At 70.2% G+C, this 24778-nt stretch carries 24 protein-coding genes; 11 read left to right on the forward strand and 13 right to left on the reverse strand.

What is annotated here, in order from left to right:
* Window positions 1-13: 13 nt before the first annotated feature.
* Genes QN206_04655 through QN206_04710 form a run of 12 tightly spaced genes read right to left on the reverse strand, consistent with a single transcriptional unit; the run spans window position 14 to window position 10394 of the window.
* Window positions 14-439, reverse strand: a complete 426-nt coding sequence (locus tag QN206_04655; GenBank protein MDR7614094.1) for an FHA domain-containing protein — start codon at window positions 437-439, stop codon at window positions 14-16.
* On the reverse strand, window positions 436-1167 hold the full coding sequence (locus tag QN206_04660) for a DUF3662 and FHA domain-containing protein (protein ID MDR7614095.1): 732 nt from the start codon (window positions 1165-1167) through the stop codon (window positions 436-438). The genes QN206_04655 and QN206_04660 overlap by 4 nt, the downstream gene beginning before the upstream one ends.
* Window positions 1154-2266 (reverse strand): 23S rRNA (adenine(2503)-C(2))-methyltransferase RlmN, encoded by a 1113-nt coding sequence (rlmN, locus tag QN206_04665; protein ID MDR7614096.1) that lies wholly within the window; start codon window positions 2264-2266, stop codon window positions 1154-1156. The genes QN206_04660 and rlmN overlap by 14 nt, the downstream gene beginning before the upstream one ends.
* Window positions 2263-3585, reverse strand: a complete 1323-nt coding sequence (gene rsmB, locus QN206_04670; protein MDR7614097.1) for a 16S rRNA (cytosine(967)-C(5))-methyltransferase RsmB — start codon at window positions 3583-3585, stop codon at window positions 2263-2265. Before rsmB ends, rlmN begins: the two co-directional genes overlap by 4 nt.
* 24 nt (window positions 3586-3609) lie before the next feature.
* The gene (locus QN206_04675) at window positions 3610-4305 is read right to left on the reverse strand and encodes a zinc metallopeptidase (GenBank protein MDR7614098.1); all 696 of its coding nucleotides are present in this window, start codon (window positions 4303-4305) and stop codon (window positions 3610-3612) included.
* Between the two features lie 34 nt (window positions 4306-4339).
* Window positions 4340-5260, reverse strand: coding sequence for a methionyl-tRNA formyltransferase (gene fmt / locus QN206_04680; GenBank protein ID MDR7614099.1), 921 nt, complete (start codon window positions 5258-5260; stop codon window positions 4340-4342).
* Complete coding sequence (def, locus tag QN206_04685) at window positions 5257-5742, reverse strand: peptide deformylase (GenBank protein MDR7614100.1); 486 nt, start codon at window positions 5740-5742, stop codon at window positions 5257-5259. Before def ends, fmt begins: the two co-directional genes overlap by 4 nt.
* Window positions 5743-5751: 9 nt before the next feature.
* Window positions 5752-8115: a primosomal protein N' gene (priA, locus tag QN206_04690; protein MDR7614101.1), complete on the reverse strand. Its 2364-nt coding sequence runs from the start codon at window positions 8113-8115 to the stop codon at window positions 5752-5754.
* 33 nt (window positions 8116-8148) lie between these two features.
* Complete coding sequence (locus tag QN206_04695) at window positions 8149-8697, reverse strand: flavoprotein (GenBank protein ID MDR7614102.1); 549 nt, start codon at window positions 8695-8697, stop codon at window positions 8149-8151.
* On the reverse strand, window positions 8694-9257 hold the full coding sequence (locus tag QN206_04700; protein MDR7614103.1) for an AAA family ATPase: 564 nt from the start codon (window positions 9255-9257) through the stop codon (window positions 8694-8696). Before QN206_04700 ends, QN206_04695 begins: the two co-directional genes overlap by 4 nt.
* On the reverse strand, window positions 9208-9513 hold the full coding sequence (locus QN206_04705; GenBank protein MDR7614104.1) for a DUF370 domain-containing protein: 306 nt from the start codon (window positions 9511-9513) through the stop codon (window positions 9208-9210). Before QN206_04705 ends, QN206_04700 begins: the two co-directional genes overlap by 50 nt.
* On the reverse strand, window positions 9510-10394 hold the full coding sequence (locus tag QN206_04710; protein MDR7614105.1) for a YicC/YloC family endoribonuclease: 885 nt from the start codon (window positions 10392-10394) through the stop codon (window positions 9510-9512). The genes QN206_04705 and QN206_04710 overlap by 4 nt, the downstream gene beginning before the upstream one ends.
* A gap of 35 nt (window positions 10395-10429) precedes the next feature.
* Between QN206_04710 and QN206_04715 the strand changes: the two genes are divergently transcribed.
* Genes QN206_04715 through QN206_04725 form a run of 3 tightly spaced genes read left to right on the forward strand, consistent with a single transcriptional unit; the run spans window position 10430 to window position 15251 of the window.
* On the forward strand, window positions 10430-12142 hold the full coding sequence (locus QN206_04715; GenBank protein MDR7614106.1) for an NFACT family protein: 1713 nt from the start codon (window positions 10430-10432) through the stop codon (window positions 12140-12142).
* Window positions 12143-12158: 16 nt separating this feature from the next.
* Window positions 12159-13901, forward strand: a complete 1743-nt coding sequence (locus tag QN206_04720) for an ATP-dependent DNA ligase (protein MDR7614107.1) — start codon at window positions 12159-12161, stop codon at window positions 13899-13901.
* An 18-nt stretch (window positions 13902-13919) separates the two neighbouring features.
* Window positions 13920-15251: a transaldolase family protein gene (locus QN206_04725; GenBank protein MDR7614108.1), complete on the forward strand. Its 1332-nt coding sequence runs from the start codon at window positions 13920-13922 to the stop codon at window positions 15249-15251.
* 455 nt (window positions 15252-15706) lie between these two features.
* Here the strand turns inward: QN206_04725 and QN206_04730 are convergent, their stop codons facing one another.
* Window positions 15707-16165, reverse strand: coding sequence for a hypothetical protein (locus tag QN206_04730; GenBank protein ID MDR7614109.1), 459 nt, complete (start codon window positions 16163-16165; stop codon window positions 15707-15709).
* 276 nt (window positions 16166-16441) lie between these two features.
* Here QN206_04730 and QN206_04735 point away from each other — a divergent pair, with 276 nt between their 5' ends.
* The 8 genes from QN206_04735 (at window position 16442) to QN206_04770 (ending at window position 24753) form a co-directional block, all read left to right on the forward strand.
* A complete protein-coding gene (locus tag QN206_04735) occupies window positions 16442-17167 on the forward strand; it encodes a GntR family transcriptional regulator (protein MDR7614110.1) in 726 nt (241 codons plus the stop codon).
* A 116-nt stretch (window positions 17168-17283) separates the two neighbouring features.
* The gene (locus QN206_04740) at window positions 17284-18444 is read left to right on the forward strand and encodes a sugar ABC transporter substrate-binding protein (GenBank protein ID MDR7614111.1); all 1161 of its coding nucleotides are present in this window, start codon (window positions 17284-17286) and stop codon (window positions 18442-18444) included.
* Window positions 18445-18501: 57 nt separating this feature from the next.
* The gene (locus QN206_04745) at window positions 18502-19257 is read left to right on the forward strand and encodes an SDR family NAD(P)-dependent oxidoreductase (protein MDR7614112.1); all 756 of its coding nucleotides are present in this window, start codon (window positions 18502-18504) and stop codon (window positions 19255-19257) included.
* Window positions 19235-20755 carry a sugar ABC transporter ATP-binding protein gene (locus QN206_04750; GenBank protein MDR7614113.1) on the forward strand — a complete coding sequence of 507 codons (1521 nt, stop codon included), beginning with the start codon at window positions 19235-19237 and terminating at the stop codon, window positions 20753-20755. Before QN206_04745 ends, QN206_04750 begins: the two co-directional genes overlap by 23 nt.
* Entirely contained in the window at window positions 20752-21810 is a 1059-nt protein-coding gene (locus tag QN206_04755) for an ABC transporter permease (GenBank protein MDR7614114.1), read from the forward strand. Before QN206_04750 ends, QN206_04755 begins: the two co-directional genes overlap by 4 nt.
* A complete protein-coding gene (locus QN206_04760; protein ID MDR7614115.1) occupies window positions 21807-22706 on the forward strand; it encodes a sugar phosphate isomerase/epimerase family protein in 900 nt (299 codons plus the stop codon). The genes QN206_04755 and QN206_04760 overlap by 4 nt, the downstream gene beginning before the upstream one ends.
* The gene (locus QN206_04765) at window positions 22703-23728 is read left to right on the forward strand and encodes a Gfo/Idh/MocA family oxidoreductase (GenBank protein MDR7614116.1); all 1026 of its coding nucleotides are present in this window, start codon (window positions 22703-22705) and stop codon (window positions 23726-23728) included. The genes QN206_04760 and QN206_04765 overlap by 4 nt, the downstream gene beginning before the upstream one ends.
* Window positions 23725-24753, forward strand: coding sequence for an alcohol dehydrogenase catalytic domain-containing protein (locus QN206_04770; protein MDR7614117.1), 1029 nt, complete (start codon window positions 23725-23727; stop codon window positions 24751-24753). The genes QN206_04765 and QN206_04770 overlap by 4 nt, the downstream gene beginning before the upstream one ends.
* The last annotated feature ends 25 nt before the right edge of the window (window positions 24754-24778 follow it).

A 24778-nucleotide genomic window follows, 5' to 3' on the forward strand; every position in this document is an offset into this window, starting at 1 on the left:
TCCCTTCCCGGACCTAGGCGGGACACCGGAACCGCAGGGTGGTGCTCCCGATGCGTACCAGATCCCCGTCCGTCAGCGGGGCCGGCGCCTCGATCCGCTGGCCATTGAGGTACGTCCCGTTCCGGCTGCCCAGGTCCTCGATCCAGTAGCGTCCCCCGCGGACCACGAGCCGGGCATGCTGATGGCTTGTGAACGCGTCGGGCAGCACCACCTGCGCCTGTGGGGATCGTCCGATCACCGCTTCTCCCGCGATTACGAACACCTGACCCGGCTGCACCGTCCCGCCCCCCTCCTCCACCGCCAAGGTGGCCGGAGGTGCGGGTGGCTCCCCGCTCGCGCTGCGGAGTTCCTCCTGCATCACCCGCACGGCCCGGTACAGGAACAGGAACAGCAGGGCCAGCAACAGATACCGCAGGAGGAGAAGCCCGAGCTCGCTCACGCCTCCCCCTCCCGGTACTCCAGGACCGTAGACCCCACGCGGATCCGGTCTCCGGGGCGCAGCCGGTGGACCGTAACCCTCCGGTCGTTCACGAAGGTTCCGTTCGTGGACCCGGAATCCACCACGCGCCAGCCCCCCTCCTCCCGTTCCAACCGGAGGTGCTCCCGCGACACGCTGGGGTCCGGGATCACCACGTCGCACGTAGGCCGCCGCCCCACCACGGTGGGGTTCTTCCGGAGCGGGAACCGCGCGCCCTGGGGCACGCCCTGCACCACCACCAGGACGCCGCCGGGCGTCAGGCGGTACACCCGGGTGTCCTGGGACTCCGCCGCGCGGGGGGCCTGTGGGATTCCCTCCGGGTCCGGCACCACCCGCGTCTTGACCCGCAGCTGGCCCGCAGGGAGAGCCTCGTTCTGAACGAACCGGACGGCGATGGATCCCACGAGCGTGTAGCCCCGTTCCTCCGCGTGCTGCCGGAGAAACACCCGCAGCTCCTCCTGCAGGGCCGTGGAGAAGGGCAGGAGCGCCTCGAAGTCCTGGGGAGGAAGCTCCACCTCGAAGTCGTTCGGCGCGTAGACCCGCAGCACACTCACGGTGTGCTGCTGGTCCATGGCCCGCATGAGCTGCCGAGCCACCTCCACGGGCTGCATCCGCCCCCCGCCCGGGCGGTACACGAGGCCCTCCACCAGGGCCTCCAGCCGTCGTTCCCACCGCTCAAGGAGCGTCACGGGCCGCCTCCCCCTGCAGCCGGATCCGGGTGGGCCTGCGCCCCGGGGTACCCGCCTGGGACAGCTGCCCGCATGCGGCCATGATCTCCGTGCCCCGCTCCACCCGCACCGTGGTGGGAATCCCGTAGGCGCGCACGATCCGGGCGAATTCCCGCACCCGCTCCCCCGGGGGGCGTCGGAACGCAAGCCCCGGCACGGGATTCCAGGGGATGAGGTTGAGGTGGCAGAGCATGCCCCGCAGGAGTCGCCCCAGGGCCCGGGCCTCCTCAAGGGTGTCGTTCACCTCTGCCAGGAGGACGTACTCGAAGGTGATGCGGCGGCGGGTGCGGGCGATGTAGAACCTGCAGGCCTCCAGCAGCTCCCCCAGCGGATAGCGTCCGGCGATGGGCACGAGCCGGGCGCGCAGGTCATCCGTGGGCGCATGGAGGGAGACCGCCAGGTTGAGATCCAGCCCCTCCTGCGCAAGGCGCCGGATCTGCGGAACCAGGCCCACGGTGGAAACCGTGATGCGCCGGATCCCGATCCCTAGACCATAGGGGGCGTTGAGCAGCCGCACCGCGCGCACCGTGGCCCCGTAGTTCGCCAGCGGCTCCCCCATCCCCATGAACACCACGTGGGTGGGCCGCTCCCGCTGATCCCGCTGCATCGCGTACACCTGATCCACGATCTCGCCCGCGGTGAGGTTGCGGGAAAGGCCCGCCAGGCCTGTGGCACAGAACGCGCAGGCCATGGCGCAGCCCACTTGGGTGGAGACGCACACGCTGCGGCGGCCGTCCGCGTACCGCATCCACACGCTCTCCACGGTGCTCCCGTCCGGGCAGGCGAAGAGGTATTTGATGGTGCTGCCATCGGGCGAGGTCAGGCGCTGGCGGATCTCCAGACGGGTGAGACGGGCGCGCGTCGCGAGCTCCGCCCGCAGGGTCTTGGGGAGATCCGTCATCTCCGCGAAGCTCGACGCCCCCCGGGCGTGCACCCACCGGGCGAGCTGGCGGCCCCGGTAGGAAGGCTCGCCCATGGAGGTGAGGGCCTCCACCATCTCCGCCTCCGTCATAGACCGGAGGTCGGGCAGGGTCGCCTGCCGCGAGAGGACCGTGCTCATGCCCCACGCCTGAACCGAGCGATGAAGAATCCGTCCGTGTCGTGACGGTGCGGCAACAGCACCAACCGCCCCCCAGGAGCCTCCAGGCGCCCGTCCCGCCAGGGGATTTCAAAGGGATCGGGCACCAGTCCCACCGTGTCCATCCCCCATTCTACGACCTCCTCCCCCTCTTCCGGTTCCGGGGAGCACACCGCGTACACCAGCACCCCGCCCGGCCGGAGGGCCCGGGCCGCGGAGGCCAGCAGCTCCCGCTGGAGCCGGCTGGCCTGGGCCGGCCCCTCGGGTGAAACCCGCCAACGGATTTCCGGCCGCCTCCGGATGACCCCAAGCCCGGTGCACGGCGCATCCACGAGCACCCGATCCGCGGCTCCCGGGTAGCGCTCCCCCAGACGTCGGGCGTCCAGGAGGATCGCCTCCACGCACCGGGCTTCGGCTCGCTCCGCGGTGCGGCGAAGGGTTTCCACCTTCCGGGGATGGACCTCGCAGCTCAGCACTCTCCCCTCGTTACGCATGAGGGCCGCGAGGTGGGTGGTTTTCCCCCCGGGGGCTGCACACGCATCCACCACGACCTCCCCGGGTTGCGGATCCAGGGCGTACACCGCGGCCATGGAACCCTCGTCCTGTGGCCACACAAGGCCCTCTTGTACCACCTGCATCCGCTCCGAAACCGGCCCGGAGCGGACCCGCAGGGACTCCGGAAAGGACCCTGGCTCGGTCTTGACTCCGGCTTTTTGCAGCCGCGCCCGTACCTCCTCCGGAGTTGCCTTGAGGGTGTTCACCCGCAGGAAGGCGGGTGGAGGACGGTTGTTGGCCTCGCACAGCCGCTCCGCCTCCGCCCGTCCCCACCGCGCCACCCACCGTTCCACGAGCCACCGGGGGTGGCTCTGCCGTACCGCCAGGGCCTCCAGGGGATCCGGGGGCGGTGGGGGCTCTGCCTCCCGGGCGAGGCGCCGGAGCACCGCGTTCACCAGGGCCACAGTCCCCGGATGCCCGTAGCGCCGGGCGAGCGCCACGGACTCGGACACCGCGGCATAGGCCGGGATGCGCTCCAGAAACAGGATCTGGTAGGCACCCATGCGGAGGATGAGCCGGATCCGGAGGGGGAGGTCCTCCAGGGGCGTGGTCAGCAGGTGCTGGAGGGCGTAATCGAGCCGGGCCCGCCACCGGAGGACCCCCAGCACGAGGGCCGTCACCAGCTCCACGTCCCGGTCGGAGAGTTCTGCCCGGGTGCGGAGGTTGCCGAGCAGCACGTTGCTGAATGCACCCTCCGCCTCCACCCGGTGGAGGATGCGGAGGGCTACCTCCCGGGCGTCCCTCACGGGGCCGGGCCCCGCGGGCCGGCGCTACTCCTCCCGGGAGGCGTGCCGGATGGCCAGCAGGCGCAGCAGCTCGATGATGGCGCTGGCGGCCGCGGCCACATAGGTCATGGCCGCCGCGCCGAGGACCGCCCGCACCCCCTCCGCCTCCCGGGGGGTAACGAGGCCATGGGCTTGCAGGATCTGGACCGCGCGGCGGCTCGCATCGAACTCCACGGGCAGGGTGATCAGGGTGAAGGCGACCACGCCCAGGAACAGGAGGATGCCGAGGTCCATGAGCCACCCGCCCGAGCGGCCGAGGATCATCCCGATGAAGAACAGCCAGATGCCGAGCTGGGAGCCGATCCCGGCCACGGGCACGATGGCGTTGCGCAGGGCGAGGGGGGCGTACTGCTCCTTGTGCTGGAGGGCATGCCCCACCTCGTGGGCCGCCACCCCCAGGGCCGCCACAGAAGCGCTGTGGTACACGGGAGGCGAAAGCCGCAGGATGCGGGCATGGGGATCGTAGTGGTCGCTCAGCATGCCCTGGACGGGTTCGATGCGCACGTCCGCGACCCCGCTGTAGCGCAGAATCCGCTCCGCCACCTCCGCGCCCGTAAGCCCACTGCTGGCGGGTACCCGGCTGTACCGGTTAAAGGTACTCCACACCTTGTACTGGGCCCACAGGGCGAAGAGGAACGAGGCCACCGCAAGCCAGAACAGCGGACCACCGAAGAAGAACATCCTGACACCTCCCGCGGGTATTTTACCCCGGGCATCAAGCCAGGACTTCCCCGACCTGCACCCGGTGGCCGCGCACGTAGGCGTCCGCAGGCATCCGCCGGCCGCCGGGAGGCTGGACCTCCAGCACCTCAAGACCTCCCTCCCCGGTGGCCACCACGAATCCCTCCCGGGTCACCCGTACGATCTCCCCCGGTCGGCCGGATCCTTCCCCGGGAACCACCCGGGCCCGCCAGATCTTCAGCAACTGCCCCCCCCGGGCGGTGAAGGCTCCGGGCCACGGATCCATGGCCCGGAGGTGGCGCTCGATCTGCTCCGCGGGCTCCTCCCACCGGATACGGCCGTCCTCCTTCGTGAGCTTTGCGCAGTACGTGGCCGCAGATGCCTCCTGGGGCCGCGGATGGATCTCGCCCCGCTCCAGGGCCTGGAGGGTGCGCAAGAGCAGCCCCGCGGCCACCCGCGCCAGCTTGGCCTCCAGCGTCCCCGCGGTGTCCTGCGGCCCGATGGGCACCCGCTCTTGGGCAAGGATGGGGCCCGCGTCCAGTTCCTCCGTGAGGCGGATCACCGTCACCCCGGTCTCCGGATCTCCGTTCAGGATCGCGTGAGGGATGGGCGAGGCACCCCGGTAGCGCGGGAGGAGGGAAGGATGTGCATTGAGGAACCCGTGGGGCGGGAGGTCCAAAAGCCAGCGAGGGATAAGGTTCCCGTACGCCACCACCACGCCCACCTGCGGCCGCGACGCCTCCAGCTCCTCCCGCACGTCCCGCAGTCGCTCGGGCTGGAGCACCCGTAGACCCAGCTCTTTGGCCCGCACGGCCACGGGCGGTGGAGTCGGCTTTCGCCCGCGGCCTGAGGGACGGTCCGGCTGCGTCACCACGGCCACGAGCTCGTGGGCCCGGTGGAGGGCTTCGAGGGAGGGGAGGGCGAACTCCGGGGTCCCGAAGAAGAGAACCCTCAGCCCACGACCTCCAGTTCCTCCTCCACCCGGTGGATGTGTTCGGGACGCTCCGCCCGATCCGTGATGAGGATCCCGTCCAGGTGGTCGATCTCGTGCTGGAAGATGCGGGCAAGCCATCCTTCCGCCTGGATGGTGATCCCCCGGCCCCGGCGGTTTTTGGCCCGCACCACCACCCGGGCCGCCCGCCGCAGGTCCACCGTCACGCCCGGGATGGAAAGACACCCCTCCGTCCCCCACTCCTCCCCTTCCATCCGCACCAGTTCCGGGTCCACGAGCTGATAAAGGGTTCCCCCGTACTCCACCACGATCAGACGGCGGTCCAGTCCCACCTGCGGGCCCGCCAACCCGACACCCCGGGCCGCCCGCATCGTCTCCACCATCTCGTCCAGGAGTCTTGCGACCTCCGGGGTCACCCTGCCCACGGGCTTCGCCTTCCGGCGGAGGATGTTGGCTCTGGGATGGTGTACGGTGATGATCTGCACACCCGTAGTTTACAGCATCTCCTGCGGATCCACGTCCACGCTGATCCGCACCCCGCGAAGCGGCGCCCAATCCCGCATCGCCCCGCGGACCGCTTCCCGGACGCGCGTCCCGTCTTCGGACCGCACCACCGCCTGCCACCGGTACCACCCCCGGATCCGGGCGAGCGGGGCCGGCGACGGACCCAGGATCTCCACGTCCTCGGGCAGTAGGGCGACGAAGCTCCGGGCCGCCTGCTCCGCGCGGCTCTCGACCCGGGCCGCGAACACCACCTTCACCAGCTCCGAGAAGGGCGGGTAGCGATGCGCCCGCCGGATCCCCACCTCCGCCTCGTAGAACCCCAGGTAGTCGTGGGATCGGGCCGCGCGGATGACGGGATGGTCCGGCTGATAGGTCTGCACCACCACCTCGCCCGGCCGATCCCCCCGACCCGCCCGACCCGCCACCTGCGCGAGCTGCTGGAAGGTGCGCTCTGCCGCCCGGAAATCCGGAAGCCCAAGACCCACGTCCGCGGCCACCACGCCCACGAGCCCTACCTCCGGCAGGTCCAGCCCCTTCGCGATCATCTGAGTCCCAACCAGGACCCGCACGCTTCCCGTGCGCAGGGCCTCCATGAGGCGGTCGTGGGCGCCCCGGCGGCGCATGGTGTCCCGGTCCGCCCGGGCAAGGGGGATCCCGCCAAAGCGCGACCGCACCTCTTCCTCCACCCGCTGGGTACCGGGGCCGAAGGGTCGGAGGCGGACGCCGCCGCACCGGGGGCACCGGGAGGGCGCCCGAAGCACCCGGCCGCAGTAGTGGCACCGGAGGGTGCGGGTGTGGAGGTGATACGTGAGGGAGACGTCGCACCGCCGACACCGGGGCACTTCCCCGCACTCCCGGCACAGCAGAAACGCCGCGTACCCCCGCCGGTTCACGTACAGCACCACCTGGCTCCCCGCTTCCAGGTGCCGGCCCATGGCCTCGACCAGAGCCTCGGAGAGCACGGCGCCCGCCCCCCGCATGTCCACAACGCGCACCTCGGGAAGCGGGCGGTCCGCCACCCGCCGGGACAGGCCGAGCAACCGGTACGCTCCGGACCGAGCGCGGTAGAAGGATTCCACGGAGGGGGTGGCGCTCCCGAGCACCACCGGCGCCCCCGCGCGTCGGGCCCGTTCCAGGGCCACCTCCCGGGCGTGGTAGCGGGGCGGATGCTCCTGCTTGTAGGCGCCCTCGTGTTCTTCATCCACCACCAAAAGCCCCAGATTCCGGAGGGGGGCGAAGACCGCGGACCGGGGCCCGACGACCACGGAGAACTCGCCTCGTTGGATGCGCCGCCAGGTGTCCAGCCGCTCTCCGGGCGCAAGCCGGCTGTGCAGCACCGCCACCCGGCCCCCGAATCGGGCCGCGAACCGGGCCACGGTCTGCGGGGTGAGGGAGATCTCCGGCACCAGCACCAGCACCGTGCGGCCAAGCCGCACGGCCTCCTCCGCAGCCCGGAGGTACACCTCCGTCTTGCCGCTCCCCGTAACCCCGTACAGCAGGAAGGCCTCGAACCGGCCCGCCCGCTGGGCATCCCCGATCGCCTCAACCGCCGCCGCCTGCTCGGGCGTGAGCCGAGGGGGTGGGGCCTCCTCCCGGTAGGCCCCGCGCAGGGGATCCCGAAAGACCTCATAGCACACCTCCTCCACGAGCCCGGAGGAGAGCAAAGCCCGCACCGCCTCCTTTGTCCCCGCCTCCCTCCGGGGAACCTCCCCCTCCCGCAACAGCCGCTCCAGGAGCGCCGCCCTCCGGGGCGCCCGGCGGCGCAGGCGTTCCACCTCCTCCCACGCACGTTCCGCGGGAACCCCCAGGCGCAACACCCGCTCCACCCGGGGCCGGATCCGGTATCCCTCCGGCCGCCCCTCGATCCATCCAGTCGCCCGCAGGTGCCGAAGCACCTCCTCCGCCCGCTCTCCCAGGGCGCGCCGGACCGCGGCCTCACCCGCTCCCTTCTGGATGAGACCGAGGGCCCGGAGGACGTCCCCGTCCACCAGGGAGGGCGCGAGGGGCTCCATGCGCACCCGCAGCCTCATCCGCGCCTGTCCCAGAGCCTCCGCCGGAATCATGCACCGCAGGGCCTCCAGAAGCGTGCAGAGGTACCGGTCCGCCACCCACGCCGCCAGGGAGAGCTGCTCCTCGTCGAAGAGGGGTTCGTGGATCAGGACCGACCGGATGGCGGGGACAGGCGGGCGGAGGCGGTCCTCCACACCCACCACGAACCCCGGAACCAGACGGCGCCGCAGGGGGATCATCACCCGACAGCCCAGCCGCACCTCTTCCCTCAGCGACTCGGGCACCGCGTAGGGAAGAGGGACTTCGGATCCGGGGACCTCGGGAAGCACGAGGGCATACCGCATCCCGTTAGAGTCTAGCGAAGATTCGGAATGGACCTAGAGGGGGGACCGGAGGAGTTCTCGGATGGCGGCCAGGATCTCCCCGGGTTCCGCCATACGGCCCCATCCTTCCTGACCGGAGGCGAGCCGCCCGTACACGGGCCCCACGAACCGGTACCCCCATCCCTGCAGGGTCTCCACGTTTCGGCGGGTGGCGGGATGCTGCCACATCTCCTCGCTCATGGCGGGGGCGAGCAGAACGGGAGCCTTGGTGGCGAGGACGGTGGCGCACACGGGATCGTCCGCGAGCCCACAGGCCAGTTTCGCCAGGGTGTGGGCGGTGGCGGGGGCCACGAGGACGAGGTCCGCCCGGGTACCGAGGGCCACGTGGGGCTCGTCGTGGGGGTTCGTGGGGGCCCACAGGTCCGTGATCACGGGGTTTGCGGAAAGGGCACGGAAGGTGGCGGAGCCCACGAACCGGCGGGCGGCCCGGGTCATCACCACGTGGACCTCCGCCCCTTCCCGGCGGAGGGCGCTCACCACGTATGCCACCTTGTAGGCGGCGATCCCGCCGCACACCCCGACCACGATGCACGGACCGGTCACGGGACCCGCCTCCCCAGAGCCCGGGCGAGGAACGCGAGTCCCTCCGTCACTTCCTCCGGAGTCCACCGGGAGGTGTCCAGGACCACGTGGTAGGGGGAGAGGTCGTCCAGGTCAATCCCGTAGATCTCCCGGTAGCGTCTGCGCTCGCTCTCTTCCCGGCGCAGGAGCTCTGTCTGGGCCACCTCCACGGGAACCCCCTCCCGCTCGCTCACCCGCCGGGCCCGCACCTCTAGAGGCGCCCTCAGCCACACCTTCATGTCCGCGGCCACGAACCACCCTCCGAGTCGGGAGTCCAGTACGAGATTCCCCTCCCGGGTCATCTCCACCTGCAGCCGGTCCAGCTCCCGATCGATGGAGTGGTCCTGCTCCGCCATCTCGGAGAACCGGAGGAGGGAGATCCCCCGCTGGGCGGCCCAGCGGCGCATGACCTCTCCCGCGGAGAGGTACCGCAGCCCCAGTCGTTCGGCGAGGGCCCGCGCCGTGGTGGTCTTGCCGCTCGCGATGAGCCCGCTAACGGTGATGATCACGTGGGCGTGCCGGAAGATCTTCGGCCTCGTCACCTTCCTCGCGGCTCAGGTAACGGTGCGCCACGGTCTCCGGTTGCACCGCGGAGAGGATCACGTGCCCGCTGTCCGTGATCACCACGGCCCGGGTCCGGCGTCCGTAAGTGGCGTCGATGAGCGAGCCGCTCTCCCGCGCCTCCTGGATGATCCTGCGGATGGGCGCGGAGTCCGGGTTCACGATGGCGACGATGCGGTTCGCCGCCACGATGTTCCCGAACCCGATGTGGATGAGCTTCAGCTCCCAGCCGCTCACTCCAGGTTCTGCACCTGCTCCCGCAGGCCCTCCAGTTCCGACTTGATCCCGAGCACGGCTCGGGCGATCTCCAGATCCCCGGCCTTGGCGCCCACGGTATTCGCCTCCCGCATCATCTCCTGCAGCAGGAACTCCAGCTTCCGGCCCACGGACCCGGCGCCCTGCTGCAGGATCCCGCGGGCCTCCGCGAGGTGGCTGCGCAGCCGCACCACCTCCTCGCGGATGTCGCTGCGGTCCGCGAACAGGGCCACCTCCATGCTCAGCCGGGCCTCGTCCACGGCCCCCTCGGGGACGCCCGCCTCCCGGAGGAGCTCCCCCACCCGCCGCCGCAGCCGGGCCGCATACGCCCGCACCACCTCCGGGGCGCGCGCGGCGATCCGGTCCACCTCGCCCTCGATCCGATCCAGCCGTTCCAGCAAATCCTGCGCCAGACGGGCGCCCTCCGCTTCCCGCATCCGCACCAGCCGATCCGCACACTGCTCCACCGCGGGCTGAAGCTCGGTCCACAGGGCCTCCGGGTCCTCCGTGGACTCCTCCACCCGGATCACGTCCGGCAGGCTCAACAGCACGGAGAGCGGGACCGGATCGGAGAGGTTCAGGGCCTGTCGGAGCTCCTCGAGGGCCATGGCGTACTGCCGGGCGAGCTCGGCGTCCACGCGGACCGCCCTCCCGCGTCGCGCCGGGTCTTCCCTGATTATAGAGACGTCCACCCGCCCCCGCAACAAACGCTGGGCGAAGGCCGCCCGTACCCGATCCTCCAGTGCCTGCAGGCTCCGGGGCAGGCGCACGTTCACCTCCAGGAACCGGTGGTTCACGGACCGGGCTTCCACCACCCACCGCCCGCCCTCCGCGCGGACTTCTCCGAGCCCGTAGCCCGTCATGCTCCGCACCACGGGATCACTGTACCATAGGTGCGATGCCGCCGCCCGCTTCCTTCGACAGCGTGATCCTGGCCGCGGTGGTGCAGGAGCTGCGCCCGCTCCTGCCCCTCCGGATCACCCGGGCCCTGCAGCCGGGCCCCCTGGAACTGGTGCTGGGCATCCGCGCCCCGGGGATCCGGGGTCTCCTGCTCTCCGCGGACGCCCGGTGGTACCGGGTCCACCTCCTCCGGGCGCTGCCCGACCGGGAGGAGCCAGGCCCTCTCGGACAGCTCCTGCGGGCGCGGCTGGTGGACGCACGGATCGTACAGATCCGCCAGCCTCCCTACGAGCGGGTGCTGGAGCTGGAGGTGGAGGCCTTGGACGGCTCCTACCGGATCGTGGCGGAGCTCATGGGCAAGCACGCGAACCTGGTGGTGGTACGGGAGGGTTTGGTCCTCGGGTGCGCCAAGGCCATCGGCCCGGATCGGTCGCGGGTGCGCACCGTCCTCCCGCATGCGCCCTACACCCCTCCGCCTCCGGATCCACGGCCGCATCCGGGCACCAGCACACCGGAAGCGCTCGCGGAAGCTCTCCGGAACACCACCGGCCCCTTGTGGCGGCGGGTGCTTGCCGCGGTGGGAGGGATCGGGCCGCTGTTGAGCTACGAACTCGCCTTCCGGAGCGGGGATCCCGAAGCCACCGAGCTCCGCCCGGACCTACCGGAGCGCCTGCACGCGGAACTTGCCGCCCTCCACGAACGGGTCCGGTCCGGGGCTTTTGAACCGCGGCTGTATCGGCTGGACGCGCAGCCCGTGGCCTACGCGCCCTTCCCCCTCACCTGCATGGCCGGATTCGAGGAGATCCTCACCTCCATGAGCGAGGCCGTGGATCGGGTTGTCTCCCACCGGGCGCGTTCGGATCGCTTCGAGGCGGAACGGCGGTCCCTCCTGCAGGCCACGGAAGCCGCGGTGGCGCGCGCGCAGCGGGCCCTCGCGGAGGCGGAGCGGGCCCTGGCGGAGGCGGAAGGAGCGGATCAGGTGCGGATGGCGGGAGAGCTGCTCCTCGCCTATGCCTCCCGGATCCCCCCCGGCGCCGACCGCGTGACCCTCCCCGACTACGAAGGCCGTCCCGTGGAGATCTCCCTGGATCCCGCCCTGGATGCGGTCCGGAACGCCCAGCGCCTCTTCCGCCGGTACGCCAAGCTGCGGGCCGCGCACCAAACCCTCTCCCGACGCATCCCGGCTCTCCGGGAGGAGATAGAGCGGCTCACCGAGCTCCGGGTGCACCTGGAGCACGCCCGCACCCCCGAGGACCTCCTGGAGCTGCGGGAGGAGCTCGGGGAGGCGGGCATCCTCCCGCCCCACAAGCGGCCTAAGGTGCGACCCGTAAGCGAGCCCCGGACCTTCCAGGTGGACGGCTTCCAGGTGCTCGTGGGCCGATCGAGCCGGGACAACGACCACGTGACGTTCCGCCTGGCAGGGCCGGAGGACCTGTGGCTCCACGCGCGGGGGATCCCCGGAGCCCACGTGATCCTGCGCACGGGCGGCCGCACCCCGCCCGAGGAGGTGATCCACAGAGCCGCCCAGATCGCCGCGTACTTCAGCGCGGGGCGCACGAGCACCGCGGTGGAGGTGGACGTCACGGAGCGGCGGTGGGTGTGGAAGCCCAAGGGCGCTCGGCCGGGGCGGGTCCTGTACCGGAACGAGCGGACGGTGCGGGTGCGGCCCGGCCTCCCGGAGGGCAGGGAGGGCGAATCCGTGGGAGAATGAAAACGAGGAGGGGGCCGTGAGGTACACCGTCCTGGCGGAGACCTATGCGAAGATCGAGCAGACGAGCTCGCGCCTGGAAACCACGGCGCTGCTGAGCGAGCTCTTCCGGAAGACCCCGCCCTCCCTCATCGGCCGCGTCACCTACCTCACCCAGGGGAGACTGCACCCCGACTTCGAGGGGATCGAGATCGGGGTGGCGGAGAAGCTGGCGGTGCGGGCCGTGGCGCAGGCCACGGGCGCGGATCCGGAGGCCGTGGCCCGCCAGCTGAGCCGGGAGGGAGATCTGGGCAGTGTGGCGGAGAAGCTGCTGAGCCACCGGAAGCGCACGCCCACCCTCACCGTGAACGAGGTCTACGAAACCCTGGACCGGGCAGCCAGGATCACAGGACAGGGCGCCCAGGCGGCGAAGCTGGAGCTCATCGCGAACCTCCTGGAGCGCGCCACGCCCCTTGAGGCGAAGTACCTCGTGCGCACCGCCACCGGGAAGCTCCGCATGGGCGTGGGGGACATGACGGTGCTCGATGCCCTGGCCGAGGTGTTCGCGGGCGGACGGAAGAACCGGCCGCTTCTCGAGCGGGCCTACAACCTCACGAGCGACCTCGGCTACGTGGCCCAGGTGGTGGCGGAGGGCGGGCTGGAGGCCGTGCGGGGCGTCCACGTGGTGGTCGGCAAGCCCATCCGGCCCATGCTGGCGGAACGGCTTCGGACACCGGAGGAGATCCTGGCCAAAACGGGCGGGCGCTGCATCGCGGAGTACAAGTACGACGGGGAGCGGGTGCAGGTTCACAAGAAGGGCAAGGAGGTCGTCCTCTACAGCCGGCGGCTCGAGCGGATCACCCCGCAGTACCCGGACGTGGTGACCCTGGCCCAGCGGTGTCTGAGGGCGCGGGAGTGCATCGTGGAAGGGGAGGTGGTGGCCATCGACCCGGAGAGCGGGGATCTCCTGCCCTTCCAGGAGCTCATGCCCCGGCGTCGGAAGTACGGCATCGAGGAGGCCATGCAGCAGATCCCCACGGCCCTCTACCTCTTCGACGCCCTCTACGCGGACGGGGAGGATCTCACGGAGCGCAGTTATCTGGACCGTCACCGGACGCTGGAACGCATCGTCCAGGAGGACGACCGGTGCCGCCTCGCCAGCTGGCGGGAGGTCCAGTCCGTGGAAGAACTGGAGGCCTTCTTCGAGCAGGCGGTCCAGGACGGGTGTGAGGGGCTGGTATGCAAGTCTCCCGGCGGGGTCTACCAGGCGGGCGCCCGGGGATGGTTGTGGATCAAGTTCAAGCGGGAGTACCGGAGCGAACTTACGGATTCCGTGGACCTGGTGGTGGTGGGAGCCCTGCACGGCCGAGGCCGCCGGGCGGGGACCTACGGGGCTTTGCTCATGGCCGCCTACGATCCGGAGGCGGACAACTTCCCCACGGTGTGCAAGGTGGGAACGGGCTTCACGGACGAGTTCCTCGCGGAATTGCCGAGGCGGCTCGCGCCTTACGTGCGACGGGAAAGGCCCCCCCGCATCAGCAGCCGCATGGTCCCGGACGTGTGGGTAGAGCCTGCCCTCGTCTTCGAGATCATCGGCGCGGAGATCACCCTGAGTCCCGTCCACACCGCGGGGTGGAACCGGGTGCGGGAGGGAGCGGGCCTTGCCATCCGCTTCCCCCGGTTCGTCCGGGTACGGGAGGACAAATCCCCCACAGACGCCACCACGGTGGACGAGCTCGTGGAGATGTACCAGCGGAAGCTCCGCAGGGTGGCGAGCGAGTAGGAGGAGGCCGTGGATCCCATGAGCGCACTTCTCCCCGAGGTCTCGGCGTTGGAGGAGGTTCTGCTCCGCCTCATGCGGGAGATCCGGCCCGCCTCGCCCGCAAAACCGGTGCGCTTTACCTCCCACCCGCTCCTCGCGGCCCTCCGACGGGCCGGCACCCGCCACCTCTACGTGGACACCGCGGATCCCCAGGAGCTCCACGAGGTGCTGCGCGCGGCAGAGGACGAGGGGTCGGTCACCTACTACGAGGAGGTGGACGGGAACACCACCAACCAACCGCTCGTGGAAAAGGTCTTCGACCGGCTTCTTGAGACCCAGGGTGTGGAGGCGATCCGGGCCTGGGTACAGGAGCTCCGGGCGGCGCACCCGCGGCTTACCGTGGAAGAAGCCGTGGTGGCCGCCTACAGCCTCCTCAACCTCCATCTCGCCGCGGCGGTGGTGGGACGGTTCGGCGCGGGACGCGGCTGGCACATCAGCCTGGAGCTCCACACGGGCCTCGCGGGGGATCGGGAGGGATCCGTACGGTTCGGACGGTGCCTGGGAAGGTCCGTCCCTGGAGCGCTCGTGAAGGTGGCGTTTACTCCGCACGAGCCCCACGCCTTCCTCATCGCCCGGGATCTGGAACGGCAGGGGATCGCGGTCAACTTCACCGCCACCTTCTCCGCCCGACAGGTGGTGGCCGCGGCCCTTCTGGCCAACCCGCACCGCACCAACATCTTTTTGGGCCGCCTCAACGAGGGCTTGCGGGCGCAGGTCCTGGGCGAGCACGTGCTCCTCACTTCCCAACGCCACCTTCGTGACCTCCGAGCCCGCTGTGGGCTGCGCACCCTCAACATGGGCGCGAGCGTGCGCCGCCCCGAAACCCTTGTGCTGACCGCGGGGTGTGATGCCTACACCGCGCCCGCCCCCGTGCTCCGAAGCTTCCTGACCCAGCCGGAATCGGAGATCCGGGATCGCACGGAGGAAGACCTCTCCGGTGCCCTCGGGGTGGATCCGGAGGTGGTGGAGCGGGTGGGTGGAATGGACCGAATCGCGCGCCTATACCGGGTGGAGCCGGAGTTCGTGGCGTTTCTGCTCCAGCTCCGGGAGGACCCGGAGCTGGACCGGATGGACGGAGACGCCCTCGCGGAGCGGTTCGAGCGGGCGGGTTTCGGCGATCTCTTCTACCGCCCTTCTCCCGAGGAGTGGCGGGAGCTCCGCAAGAGCAAACTGCCCGACCTCAACGCCCCCTACGTCCGCCGCATCCCCCTCGACACCCTCTACAGCCTCCTCGCCCTTGGAGACTTCGCCAACTTCCAGGACCGCATGGACGCCCGGATCCGGGAGGCGCTCCGGGGGTCCTTCGGGTAGACCGCGCCCGGGCCCCTCGCGGGCGGCCTGGCCCACCATGCGGGACTTTCACCACGCGGAAGTCCGGCGCAGGAACGATCCCCGCATCCTCCCGTCAGGGGCGCGGCGCTTTCATACCCAGATGTGGGCACGTGGACTCGATCGGATTCCGGATCGCGAAGAGGACCACGGCGGCCAGCCCGACGACAGCCCACCCGACCGGGCTCCAAAGTGGGGTGGCCCGGGGAGTTGTGTCCGGCTAGGAAGATCGGCGGGCCGTGCCAGACACCCCAAACCGTCCAGCCAGCCAGCGCAACCCCGCGTCGGCAAAACCGGAGCCTTCAACCCGGCGGGCCAGGTAAAACCCGACTGCGGAAGGCCACATCGAGAGAAAGGCGGCCACAAAGATCCCAAGGCCCAATCCGCCTTACCCCTTCCGCCCGACCGCAAGCCAGCGTGAACGCGGCCCTCCAGGCCTACAGCCGGATGCTGAAGATCACGGTCAGGTTGGGTGCGTGAGGCCCGGTCAGGATCACCGTCAGCCGCGAGTCTTCCTCTTCCACCCGGACGGGCACGACGACCAGGGCATCCACGGGGATGGCCACCACGGCCTGCACGGGTACCAGGTAGAAGATCCGACCCCGCAGCTTGGCTCCCGCCGGGGTGTTCAGCCGTACCAGCTGCCCCGGTGGGAGGTGGACGTCGGGGTCCAGGAAGGCCAGGAACGCACCCTCGCGCTGACGGACCAGGGCCACCACGTAGCACCGGTCCCGGATCACCACAGCGCCCGCCCCCCACACCAGGACACGGCTGGTGCAGAACACCTCGCCCGCCCGGTACAGCTTGACGCGCCTCGCCTTGGGCCCGGCCACCGCCGCCCCTGTGGCCAGGAGAACCACCGCTAGGCCGACCACGGCACCGCGTACCGCCCGCATCCGCGCACCTCCGGGGCTTGCCTCTTTATGGCGGAGTACGCGTAGCCGCCCGGAGGGGGTTCCCCATCTGTGACCCATCCGTGCGCCCAGCACACCGCCCCTCGGAACCAGCAACCCGCCACCCTCCTCACAACACATCCCGCGGGCCATGGAGAAGGCGGACAGATCGACCCGCCGGACGGCGGGAGTTCCCCGTGAATGGCGAACTCAGGTTCGCCTTGATAAAACTTGTCCGGACGTTCTAATAATAGGACGACTGGATGACCGGTTAGGTTCATGGGGAAGGTTGACCTGAACAGCGTCATCCCCCTCTACTACCAGATCCGGGAAGATCTCCGCCGCCGGATCGAGGCCGGAGAGTGGAAGCCCGGAGAGGCCATTCCCTCGGAGGCGGAGCTCCAGGAGATCTATGGGGTGAGCCGGGCCACGGTGCGGCAGGCCCTCCTGGAGCTTGTGATGGAGGGCCTGCTCATCCGCAAACAGGGACGAGGAACCTTCGTGGCCCCTCCGAAGATCGTGGAGCCCCTGCCGCGTCTGGTGAGCTTCACGGAGGAGATGCGGGCGGTGGGCATGGAGCCCAGCACCCGGAGCGTGAAGGTGGAGATCGTCACCGATCCTCCCAAGCGGGTCCGCGAGACGCTCCGGACCGACGAGGATCGTTTCCTCCGGATCGAGCGGGTGCGGTGCGCCAACGGACAGCCCATCGTCCTCCTCATTTCCTACCTCCCCGCCTCCCTGGGGATCGATCCTCAGGAGGACTTCTCCGGGTCCCTGTACGCGCTGCTGGAGACCAAGTACAACATCCGGCTCGGCGAGGCCATTCAGATCATCGAGGCGGCCGTCGCGGACGAGTACATGGCAGCTCAGCTCGAAATCGAGGAAGGGGAGCCCATCCTGATCATCCGACGGGGCACCTTCGCGAAGGACGGCCGACCGGTGGAGTACGTGGAGGGGTTCTACCCCGCGGACCGTTACCGGTACACCGTCCGGCTCGAACGCTAGAGGCCGCGGGATCGTGTTTCCAGATCGCCATCCCGGACGGGGGGTGGGAGCGGAGAGGACGGAGACCCGCAATCCCTACGGAAGGCCCACCATGAGAATCGAAGGGGGGTGCCACGATGCGGTGGTATGGATGGATGTTGGGAGTTCTCCTGGCGCTCACGGTTGCCTGGGCGGGGGCCGTCGCGACCGCAGGCGGCGGTCCGCGGCTGCCGCGGCAGATCACCCTATGCTGGACGCCGCCCGACATCACCGGGGTTTTCAAGACCGCCACGGACTTCTTCGAGAAAGCCGCCGCGGAAGCCCGCCGGCACGGCATTAACGTCCAGATCATCAGTCGCGCTCCTGCCGCCCACACGGAGTTCGCGACACAGGTGGCCATCATCGAGGACTTCATCCAGAGGCGGTGCAACGTCATCGCCATCTCGCCCATCGAGGTGGAGGTCATCATCCCCGCCATCCGCAAGGCGAACGCCGCCCGGATCCCCGTGATCATCGTGAACCTCCTGGAACCCATCCGCGGGGTCGAGGTGGCCAGCTACATCGGCTTCGACAACACCGTGGCCGCCATGGTCTCCGCGTACTCCCTGGTAGACTACTTCGGGGGCCCGGGGATCCTGGGGGCGGGACCACGGGTGAACGTACGGCCGGATCAGTACCTGGACCTGCAGTGGTGGCAGGGCGTGTACCGGAATTTCCAGGACCGGGCTTCCATCCGCGCGAACGTGGCCGTGATCGAGGGGATCGCGGGTGGGTTCTTCTCCACCGCCCGGGTGAACGGCTTCCGAAAGGTCACGAGCGCCTTCCCCAACATCCGGATCCTGGACATCAAACCCGCGGACTGGAACCGGGAGAAGGGCCGGAAGGTGGCGGAGGACTATCTCACCCGGTGGCCCACCGGCCTGGACGCCATCTGGGCCGCCTCCAACGAGATGGGCCTGGGCGCCATGCTGGCCTCGGAGGCCGTGGGGCGCCTGGAGCTGGCACAGGAAGGGCCGAAGCTGGGGGACGAGAAGGTGGCCATCTTCACCAACGACGTCACCCCGGAGTCCACGGCCCGCATCTCCGAGGGCAAGATCGTGGCGGAGACCCACCACGGGTTTCCCGAGTGGGGATGGTACGGCACCAAGTTCGGCGTGATGCTGGCCTTGGGCCAGCGGGTGCCCAAGATCTTTGACATCCGTCCGCGCACCGTCTACCGGGGGAACCACCAGCTCTTCTACCCGAACCCGAAACTGGAGCCCATTGACTGGGAGGCCATCAAGCGGGCAGCCAGGTGACAAACGAGGGGCGAGGGGCACGCGCTTCCTCGCCCCTCCCGTTCAGGGAGCCACGGGATGTCGGAACGGGTGGTGCTCGTCACAGGAGCGGGGAAGGGAATCGGGCGGGCGGCGGCGCTCGCGTTTGCCCGGGAGGGGGCAGCCGTCTCCGTGGTGAACCGGAGCGAGGCACCGGGGCGCGAGACCCTGGACCTCCTGCGGCAGATGAACGCTCGGGCAATCCTGCTGGTGGCGGACATCTCCACCCCTCAGGGTGCCCGGCGGGCCGTGGAGGAGACCGTGGCGCAGTTGGGACGCCTGGATGTGCTCGTGAACAACGCGGGGATCTACCGCCAGGGCGACGTCCTGAGCACGTCCGAAGAGACCTGGGAGGAGGTCCTCCGCATCAACCTCACGGGTGCCTTCCTGTGCGCGAAATACGCGGCGGAGCCCATGGTCCGGCAGCGCAGCGGGGTCATCGTGAACGTGGCCTCGGAAGCAGGGCTCGTGGGGATCCCGGGACAGGTGGCCTACAACGTCTCGAAGGCCGGCATGATCATGCTCACGAAGAGCTTGGCGGTGGACCTGGCGCGCTACGGGATCCGGGTGAACTGTGTCTGCCCGGGCACCACGGACACCCCTCTCGTCCGGGAGGCCCTCGCCCGCAGCGGGGACCCGGACCGCGCCCGCCGCCACCTGGAGGCCATCCGTCCCCTCAACCGCCTGGGCACGCCGGAGGAGATCGCGGAGGCCATCGTGTTCCTCGCCAGCGAACGGTGCGGTTATGCCACCGGAGCGGTCCTCTCCGTGGATGGCGGATACACGGCCCAGTGAGCCGGCCCCGGTGCTGCAGCTGGTGGGCATCCACAAATCCTTCCCGGGCGTCCACGCCCTCCGAGGGGTCAGCCTGGACCTGCGGCCCGGGGAGGTCCACATCCTCCTCGGGGAGAACGGGGCCGGGAAATCCACCCTCCTCAAGATCGCGGGCGGTGCCCTATTGAAGGACGCGGGGCAGATCCACGTGTACGGCCGTCGGGTGGAGCTCCGCAGCGTCCAGCACGCGCGCCAACTCGGCATCGGGATGGTCCACCAGGAACTCAGCCTCGTCCCGGACCTCTCCGTGGCGGAAAACCTCCAACTCGGGCAGTGGCCCCGGCGCCGGCTGGGCCTCGTGGACTGGAAGGAGGTGCGGGCCCGGGCCCGGCGGGTGCTCGGGGATCTGGAAGTCCCTCTGGATCCGGACCGGCCCGTCCGGGATCTTTCCATCGCGGAACGGCAACTGGTGGAGATCGCCCGGGTCCTCGGCCTGGAGGTGCGGATCCTGCTCCTGGACGAACCCACCTCTGCCCTGCCGGAGGGCGACCGGAAGCGGCTGTTCCGGATTCTCCGAGAGCTGCGCAACCGCGGGGTTGCAGTGGTGTACACGAGCCACCGGCTCGCGGAGGTGTGGGAGATCGGGGACCGGGTGACGGTCCTGCGGGACGGACAGGCGGCCGGGACGTTCCCGGTCCAGGAGGTGGACGAATCCCTGCTCGTGCGGCTGATGGTGGGACGGACCCTGCAGGAGCACTTTCCTAAGGCGCAGGCTCCCCTAGGCCCTCCGGTGCTGGAGATCTCGGAGCTCCATGCGGGCATCCTCTCGGGCGTGAGCGTACAGATCCGGGCCGGGGAGATCGTGGGGGTGTTCGGGCTCCGGGGCAGCGGCCGTTCCACCCTGGCCCGGGCCCTGTTCGGTCTAGAGCGGATCCGGTCCGGCACCGTCCGGATCGACGGCCGACCCGTGGAGATCCGCAGTCCCCAGGACGCCATCCGGGCGGGGCTCGGGTACCTCACGGAGGACCGCCGGGAAGGCCTCGTCCCTCTCCTGCCTGTGCCCCCGAACATCACCCTGGCGAGCTTGGCGCGGTTCGTCCGCCGGGGACTCCTGGACCGCGCCGCAGAGCAGGACGTGGCCCTGCGGCTCATGGAGGCTTTGGCCATCCACCCGCCCATCCTGTGGCGACCCGCCCTGCACTTCAGCGGCGGCAACCAGCAGAAGATCCTGCTGGCCCGATGGCTCGCGAGCGGCGCCCGGGTCCTCGTCCTCGACGAGCCCACCCGGGGGATTGACGTGGGGGCCAAGAGTGAGGTGTTCGCCCTGGTCGGGCGGCTGGTGCAGCAGGGGGTCGGAATCCTCCTCCTCTCCTCCGAGATCCCCGAACTCCTCGCGGTGGCGGACCGCATCCTCGTGCTCCGCTCCGGTCGCCTGACCGCGGAATTCCCTGCTCGGGAAGCCACCCAGGAGGCCATCCTGCGCGCGGCCACCGAGCTCAAGGAGGCGGTGTCGCCATGAGAAGCGAGCTCCCGGTCCGAGAGACCTCCGCGGCCCGTCCCCTCCCCGCCGGCTGGGCCCGAAGCGTGGTGGAGCCCGTGGTGGCCCGCGGAGGGCCGCTCGTGATCCTGCTCCTGCTGGTGGCGTACCTCTCCCTCTCCGCGCCCTACTTCTTCACCGTGGGGAACTTCAAGAACATCCTCCAGCAGACCGCGGCGGTGATGATCCTCGCGGTGGGGCAGACCGTCGTCATCATCGGGGCCGGCATCGACCTCTCCGTGGCCGCCACCCTGGCCCTTTCCGCCAGCCTCGGAGCCGTGGCCATGACCTACTGGGGCCAGAGCGTGTGGGTGGGTGTTCTGCTCGCGCTGGCCGCGGGATCCCTGGTGGGCCTCGTCAACGGCGTGGTGATCACCAAGGGCCGGGTGCCGGACTTCATCGTGACCCTGGGGACCATGTCCGCGGCCCGGGGCGTGGCCCTCATCCTCACGGGCGGGCTTCCCGTCCCCTCCCACCTCACCGCCATCCAGCTCCGGGCCTACCTCCCGCAGGAGATCATCTGGCTCGGGAGCGGCAGCCTGCTCGGAATCCCCGTCGCCCCCCTCGTCGCCCTCGTCATGGCCTTCGTGGGGTGGGTGGTGTTGCAGCACACGCCTCTGGGGAGGGGTACGTACGCGGTGGGTGGGAACCGCGAGGCCGCCCGGGTCAGCGGCATCGACGTGGACCGGGTGAAGATCTCCGGGTATGTGCTGTCGGGGTTCCTCGCGGCGGTGGCGGGGCTCGTGCTCACGGGCCGCCTGAACTCCGCCAACGCCCTCATGGCAGAGGGCATGGAGTTGCAGTCCATCGCCGCGGTGGTCCTGGGCGGGACGAACCTCTTCGGAGGCGTGGGCGGCGTGGGGGGGACGGTGGTGGGCGCCCTCATCATGGGCGTGCTGGGGAACGGCCTCAACCTCCTCAACGTCAGCGCCTTCTGGCAGCGGGTGATCATGGGTCTCATGATCGTGCTGGTGGTGATCCTGGACCAGTGGCGGCGCCGGCAGTTCGAGGCATGGGGGGAACGGAGGGCCCGGTGAAGTACGCGGTGAGCAACTGGATCTACGGCGACGAGCCCCTCCAGGTGACTCTGGAGCGGCTTGCCCGGTATGGCTACCAAGGCGTCGAGCTGCAGGGGGACCTGGACCGGTACGACCCCCGGGAGGTGCGCTCCCTCGCGGAACGATACGGGATCACCGTGTGCTCGGTGGCCGCAATGTTCCCGTGGCCCGGGGATCGCGACCTCTCCCATCCAGACCCGTGGGTCCGCGCCCACGCGGTGGGATACGCGCGCCGCCTCGTGGAGTTCGCCGCCTCCGTGGGTGCACCTCAGGTGCTGTTGGTGCCTACGGCAGTTCCCCGACGGGCGCCGGTGGAGTACGCAGGCGACCCTGAGACGTGGTGGCCGCTGGTGGAGCACGAGTGGTCGCTCGGGGTCGCATCCGTCCGAGAGGCGGCCGGGTTCGCGGCCGAGCGCGGGGTGCGCCTCACGGTGGAACCCGTAAACCGTTACGAATCCTTCCTGCTCAACACCGCAGAAGACGCACTGCGCTTTGTGGAGGAGGTGGACTCCCCGTGGTTGGGCGTCCACCTGGACACCTTCCACATGAACCTCGAGGAGCGGGATCCGGCCGCGGCAGTCCGTCGGGCGGGATCTCGCCTTACGAGCCTGCATCTCTCGGACAGTCACCGGGGACCTGTGGGAGAGGGCCACCTGGATTTGAAGGCCATCCTCCGGAGTCTTCGGGAGATCTCGTTCGACGGATGGCTCATCCTGGAGCCGCTTCCCCCGGTTCCTGACCTCACAGTCGCCATCCGGTCTCGCTGGGCCGCGGCCCTGCGGGATCTGTATGCGGAGCGCTCCCTCCGGTGGTTGCAAGCGCTGGAGGCGAGGTTAGAGGCAGAAAATGAGGAGCGCCCGGAGGTGAGGCGGTGATCCGGGTGTGCCTCGTGGGAGCAGGACGGGCCGGGCTCGTACACGGCCGGAACTTCGCCTTCCGGATCCCGGAGGCGGAGCTGGTGGCGGTGGTGGACGAGGATCCCAACGCCCGGGCCCGCGCCGCGGAGGAGTTGCGGGCGCAGCCTTTCGCCTCCTTGGAGGAGGCCCTGGAGCGGGTGGCCTTCGAGGCGGTGTGCGTGGCCACTCCCACCTTCACGCACCGGGACCTCGTGGTGCACGCCGCGGAGGCCGGAAAGCACGTGCTGTGCGAGAAGCCCATGGCGCTCGACGTCCCGCAGGCGCTCGAGATGATCCGGGTCGCGGAGCGGGCGGGCGTGGTCCTGCAGGTGGGATTCATGCGGCGCTTCGATGCGGAGTTCCGGGAGGCACGGGCCCGCATCGCCTCCGGAGAACTCGGGCGCCTCCTCCTGATCCGCTCCACCACCCGGGGACCGGGGCTCCCGCCCGCCTGGGCTTGGGATCCGAAAAAGGGACTCGGCCTCCTCGCGGAGGTCACCAGCCACGACTTCGACACCCTGCGGTGGCTTTCCGGATCCGAGTACCGGTCCATCTTCGCCCGGGTCGCGGCCCGGAAGGCCACGCATCTGCTGGCGGACTACCCGGACTTCTACGACGTGGCCCTGGTGAGCGCGGAGTTGCTGGACGGGACCCTGGGCAGCATCGAGGGGGCCTGTCCCGTGGACTACGGGTACGACTCGCGGGTGGAGATCCTCGGAACCGAGGGCATGATCTGGATCGGGGAAATCCGGCAGGGCTCCTGGACGCGGGTCACCCGGGAGGGCCAGGTGGTGCACCAGGCCGTGCGGAGCTGGGGGGAGCGATACCGGGACGCGTACCTGGCGGAGGACGAGCACTTCATCGCCTGCATCGAGAAAGGCCAACCCCCGGAGGTCACGGGATGGGACGGGCTGCGAGCCCTGGAGGCCACCCTCGCCGCGGTCCGGTCCGCGGCCACGGGCCTCCCGCAGCCCGTGGAACGAGCAGGGGAAGGTCCGTGAGGGCCGCGGTCTGCGTCCCCGGATCGGGCATCTCCCTGGAGGAGTGGCCGGAGCCGCGCCTTGAACCCGGGGACGTCCTCGTCCGGGTGCGGGCGGTCTCCATCTGCTCCACGGACCTGAAAATCGCCCGCCGGGGCCACTTCAAGGTCCCGCCCGGGACCAAGCGCATCCTGGGGCACGAGATCGCGGGAGAGGTGGTGGAAGTGCGGGCCCCGGAAGCCGGCGTCCAGGTGGGCCAGCGGGTGGGCCTCGTGCCCAACGTGGGCTGCGGCCGGTGCCGGGCCTGCGTGGTGGGCCTGGATCCCCTCTGCCCGGATTACGACGCCCTCGGCATCACCCTGGATGGGGGATTCGCGGAGTTCGTGCGGGTGCCCGCCCGGGCGGTGCAGCGGGGCCACGTGGTGGCGCTGCCGGAGGAAGTCTCGTTCGAGGAGGCCGCGCTCGCAGAACCCCTCTCCTGTGTCCTGAACGCGCACGAGGCGGTCGCCACTACTCCCGGAGACCGCGTGCTCGTTCTGGGAGCCGGCCCCATGGGGCTTCTGAATGCCCTGGTGGCGAGGATTCTGGGCGCGGGCGAGGTGGTGGTCGCGGATCCCTGGCCCCAGAGGCGGGAGATGGCCCTCGAGATGGGTGCGGATGAGGTCCTTGCCCCGGAGGCGGTCCCGGAGCACGGAGACGGGTTCGACGTGGTGATCGTCACCGCCCCGGATCCCCGGGCCCAGGAGCAGGCGGTCCAGGTGGCCGCGGTGCGGGGTCGGGTGAACTTCTTCGCGGGGTTTCCCGCGGAGCGCGCCCGGCCTGCCCTCGACACGAACCGGGTGCACTACCGCCAGCTTCTCCTCACGGGCACCACCGGCCAGACCGTAGAGCACTACCGCCGGGCGCTGCGTCTGCTGCCCCGCCTCCGGCCTCATCTGGGGCGCCTCGTGACGGACCGGCGTCCCCTGGAGGAGGTGGCCTTGGCCATGGAAGCCATGGCCGCGAAGCGGAGCTTGAAGGTGGTGCTGTTCCCGGCGGGCCTCTAGGACGAGGGACGAACCCCACGGGAAG

This window comes from Armatimonadota bacterium, from assembly GCA_031460175.1.
Classification (GTDB): domain Bacteria; phylum Sysuimicrobiota; class Sysuimicrobiia; order Sysuimicrobiales; family Sysuimicrobiaceae; genus Sysuimicrobium; species Sysuimicrobium tengchongense.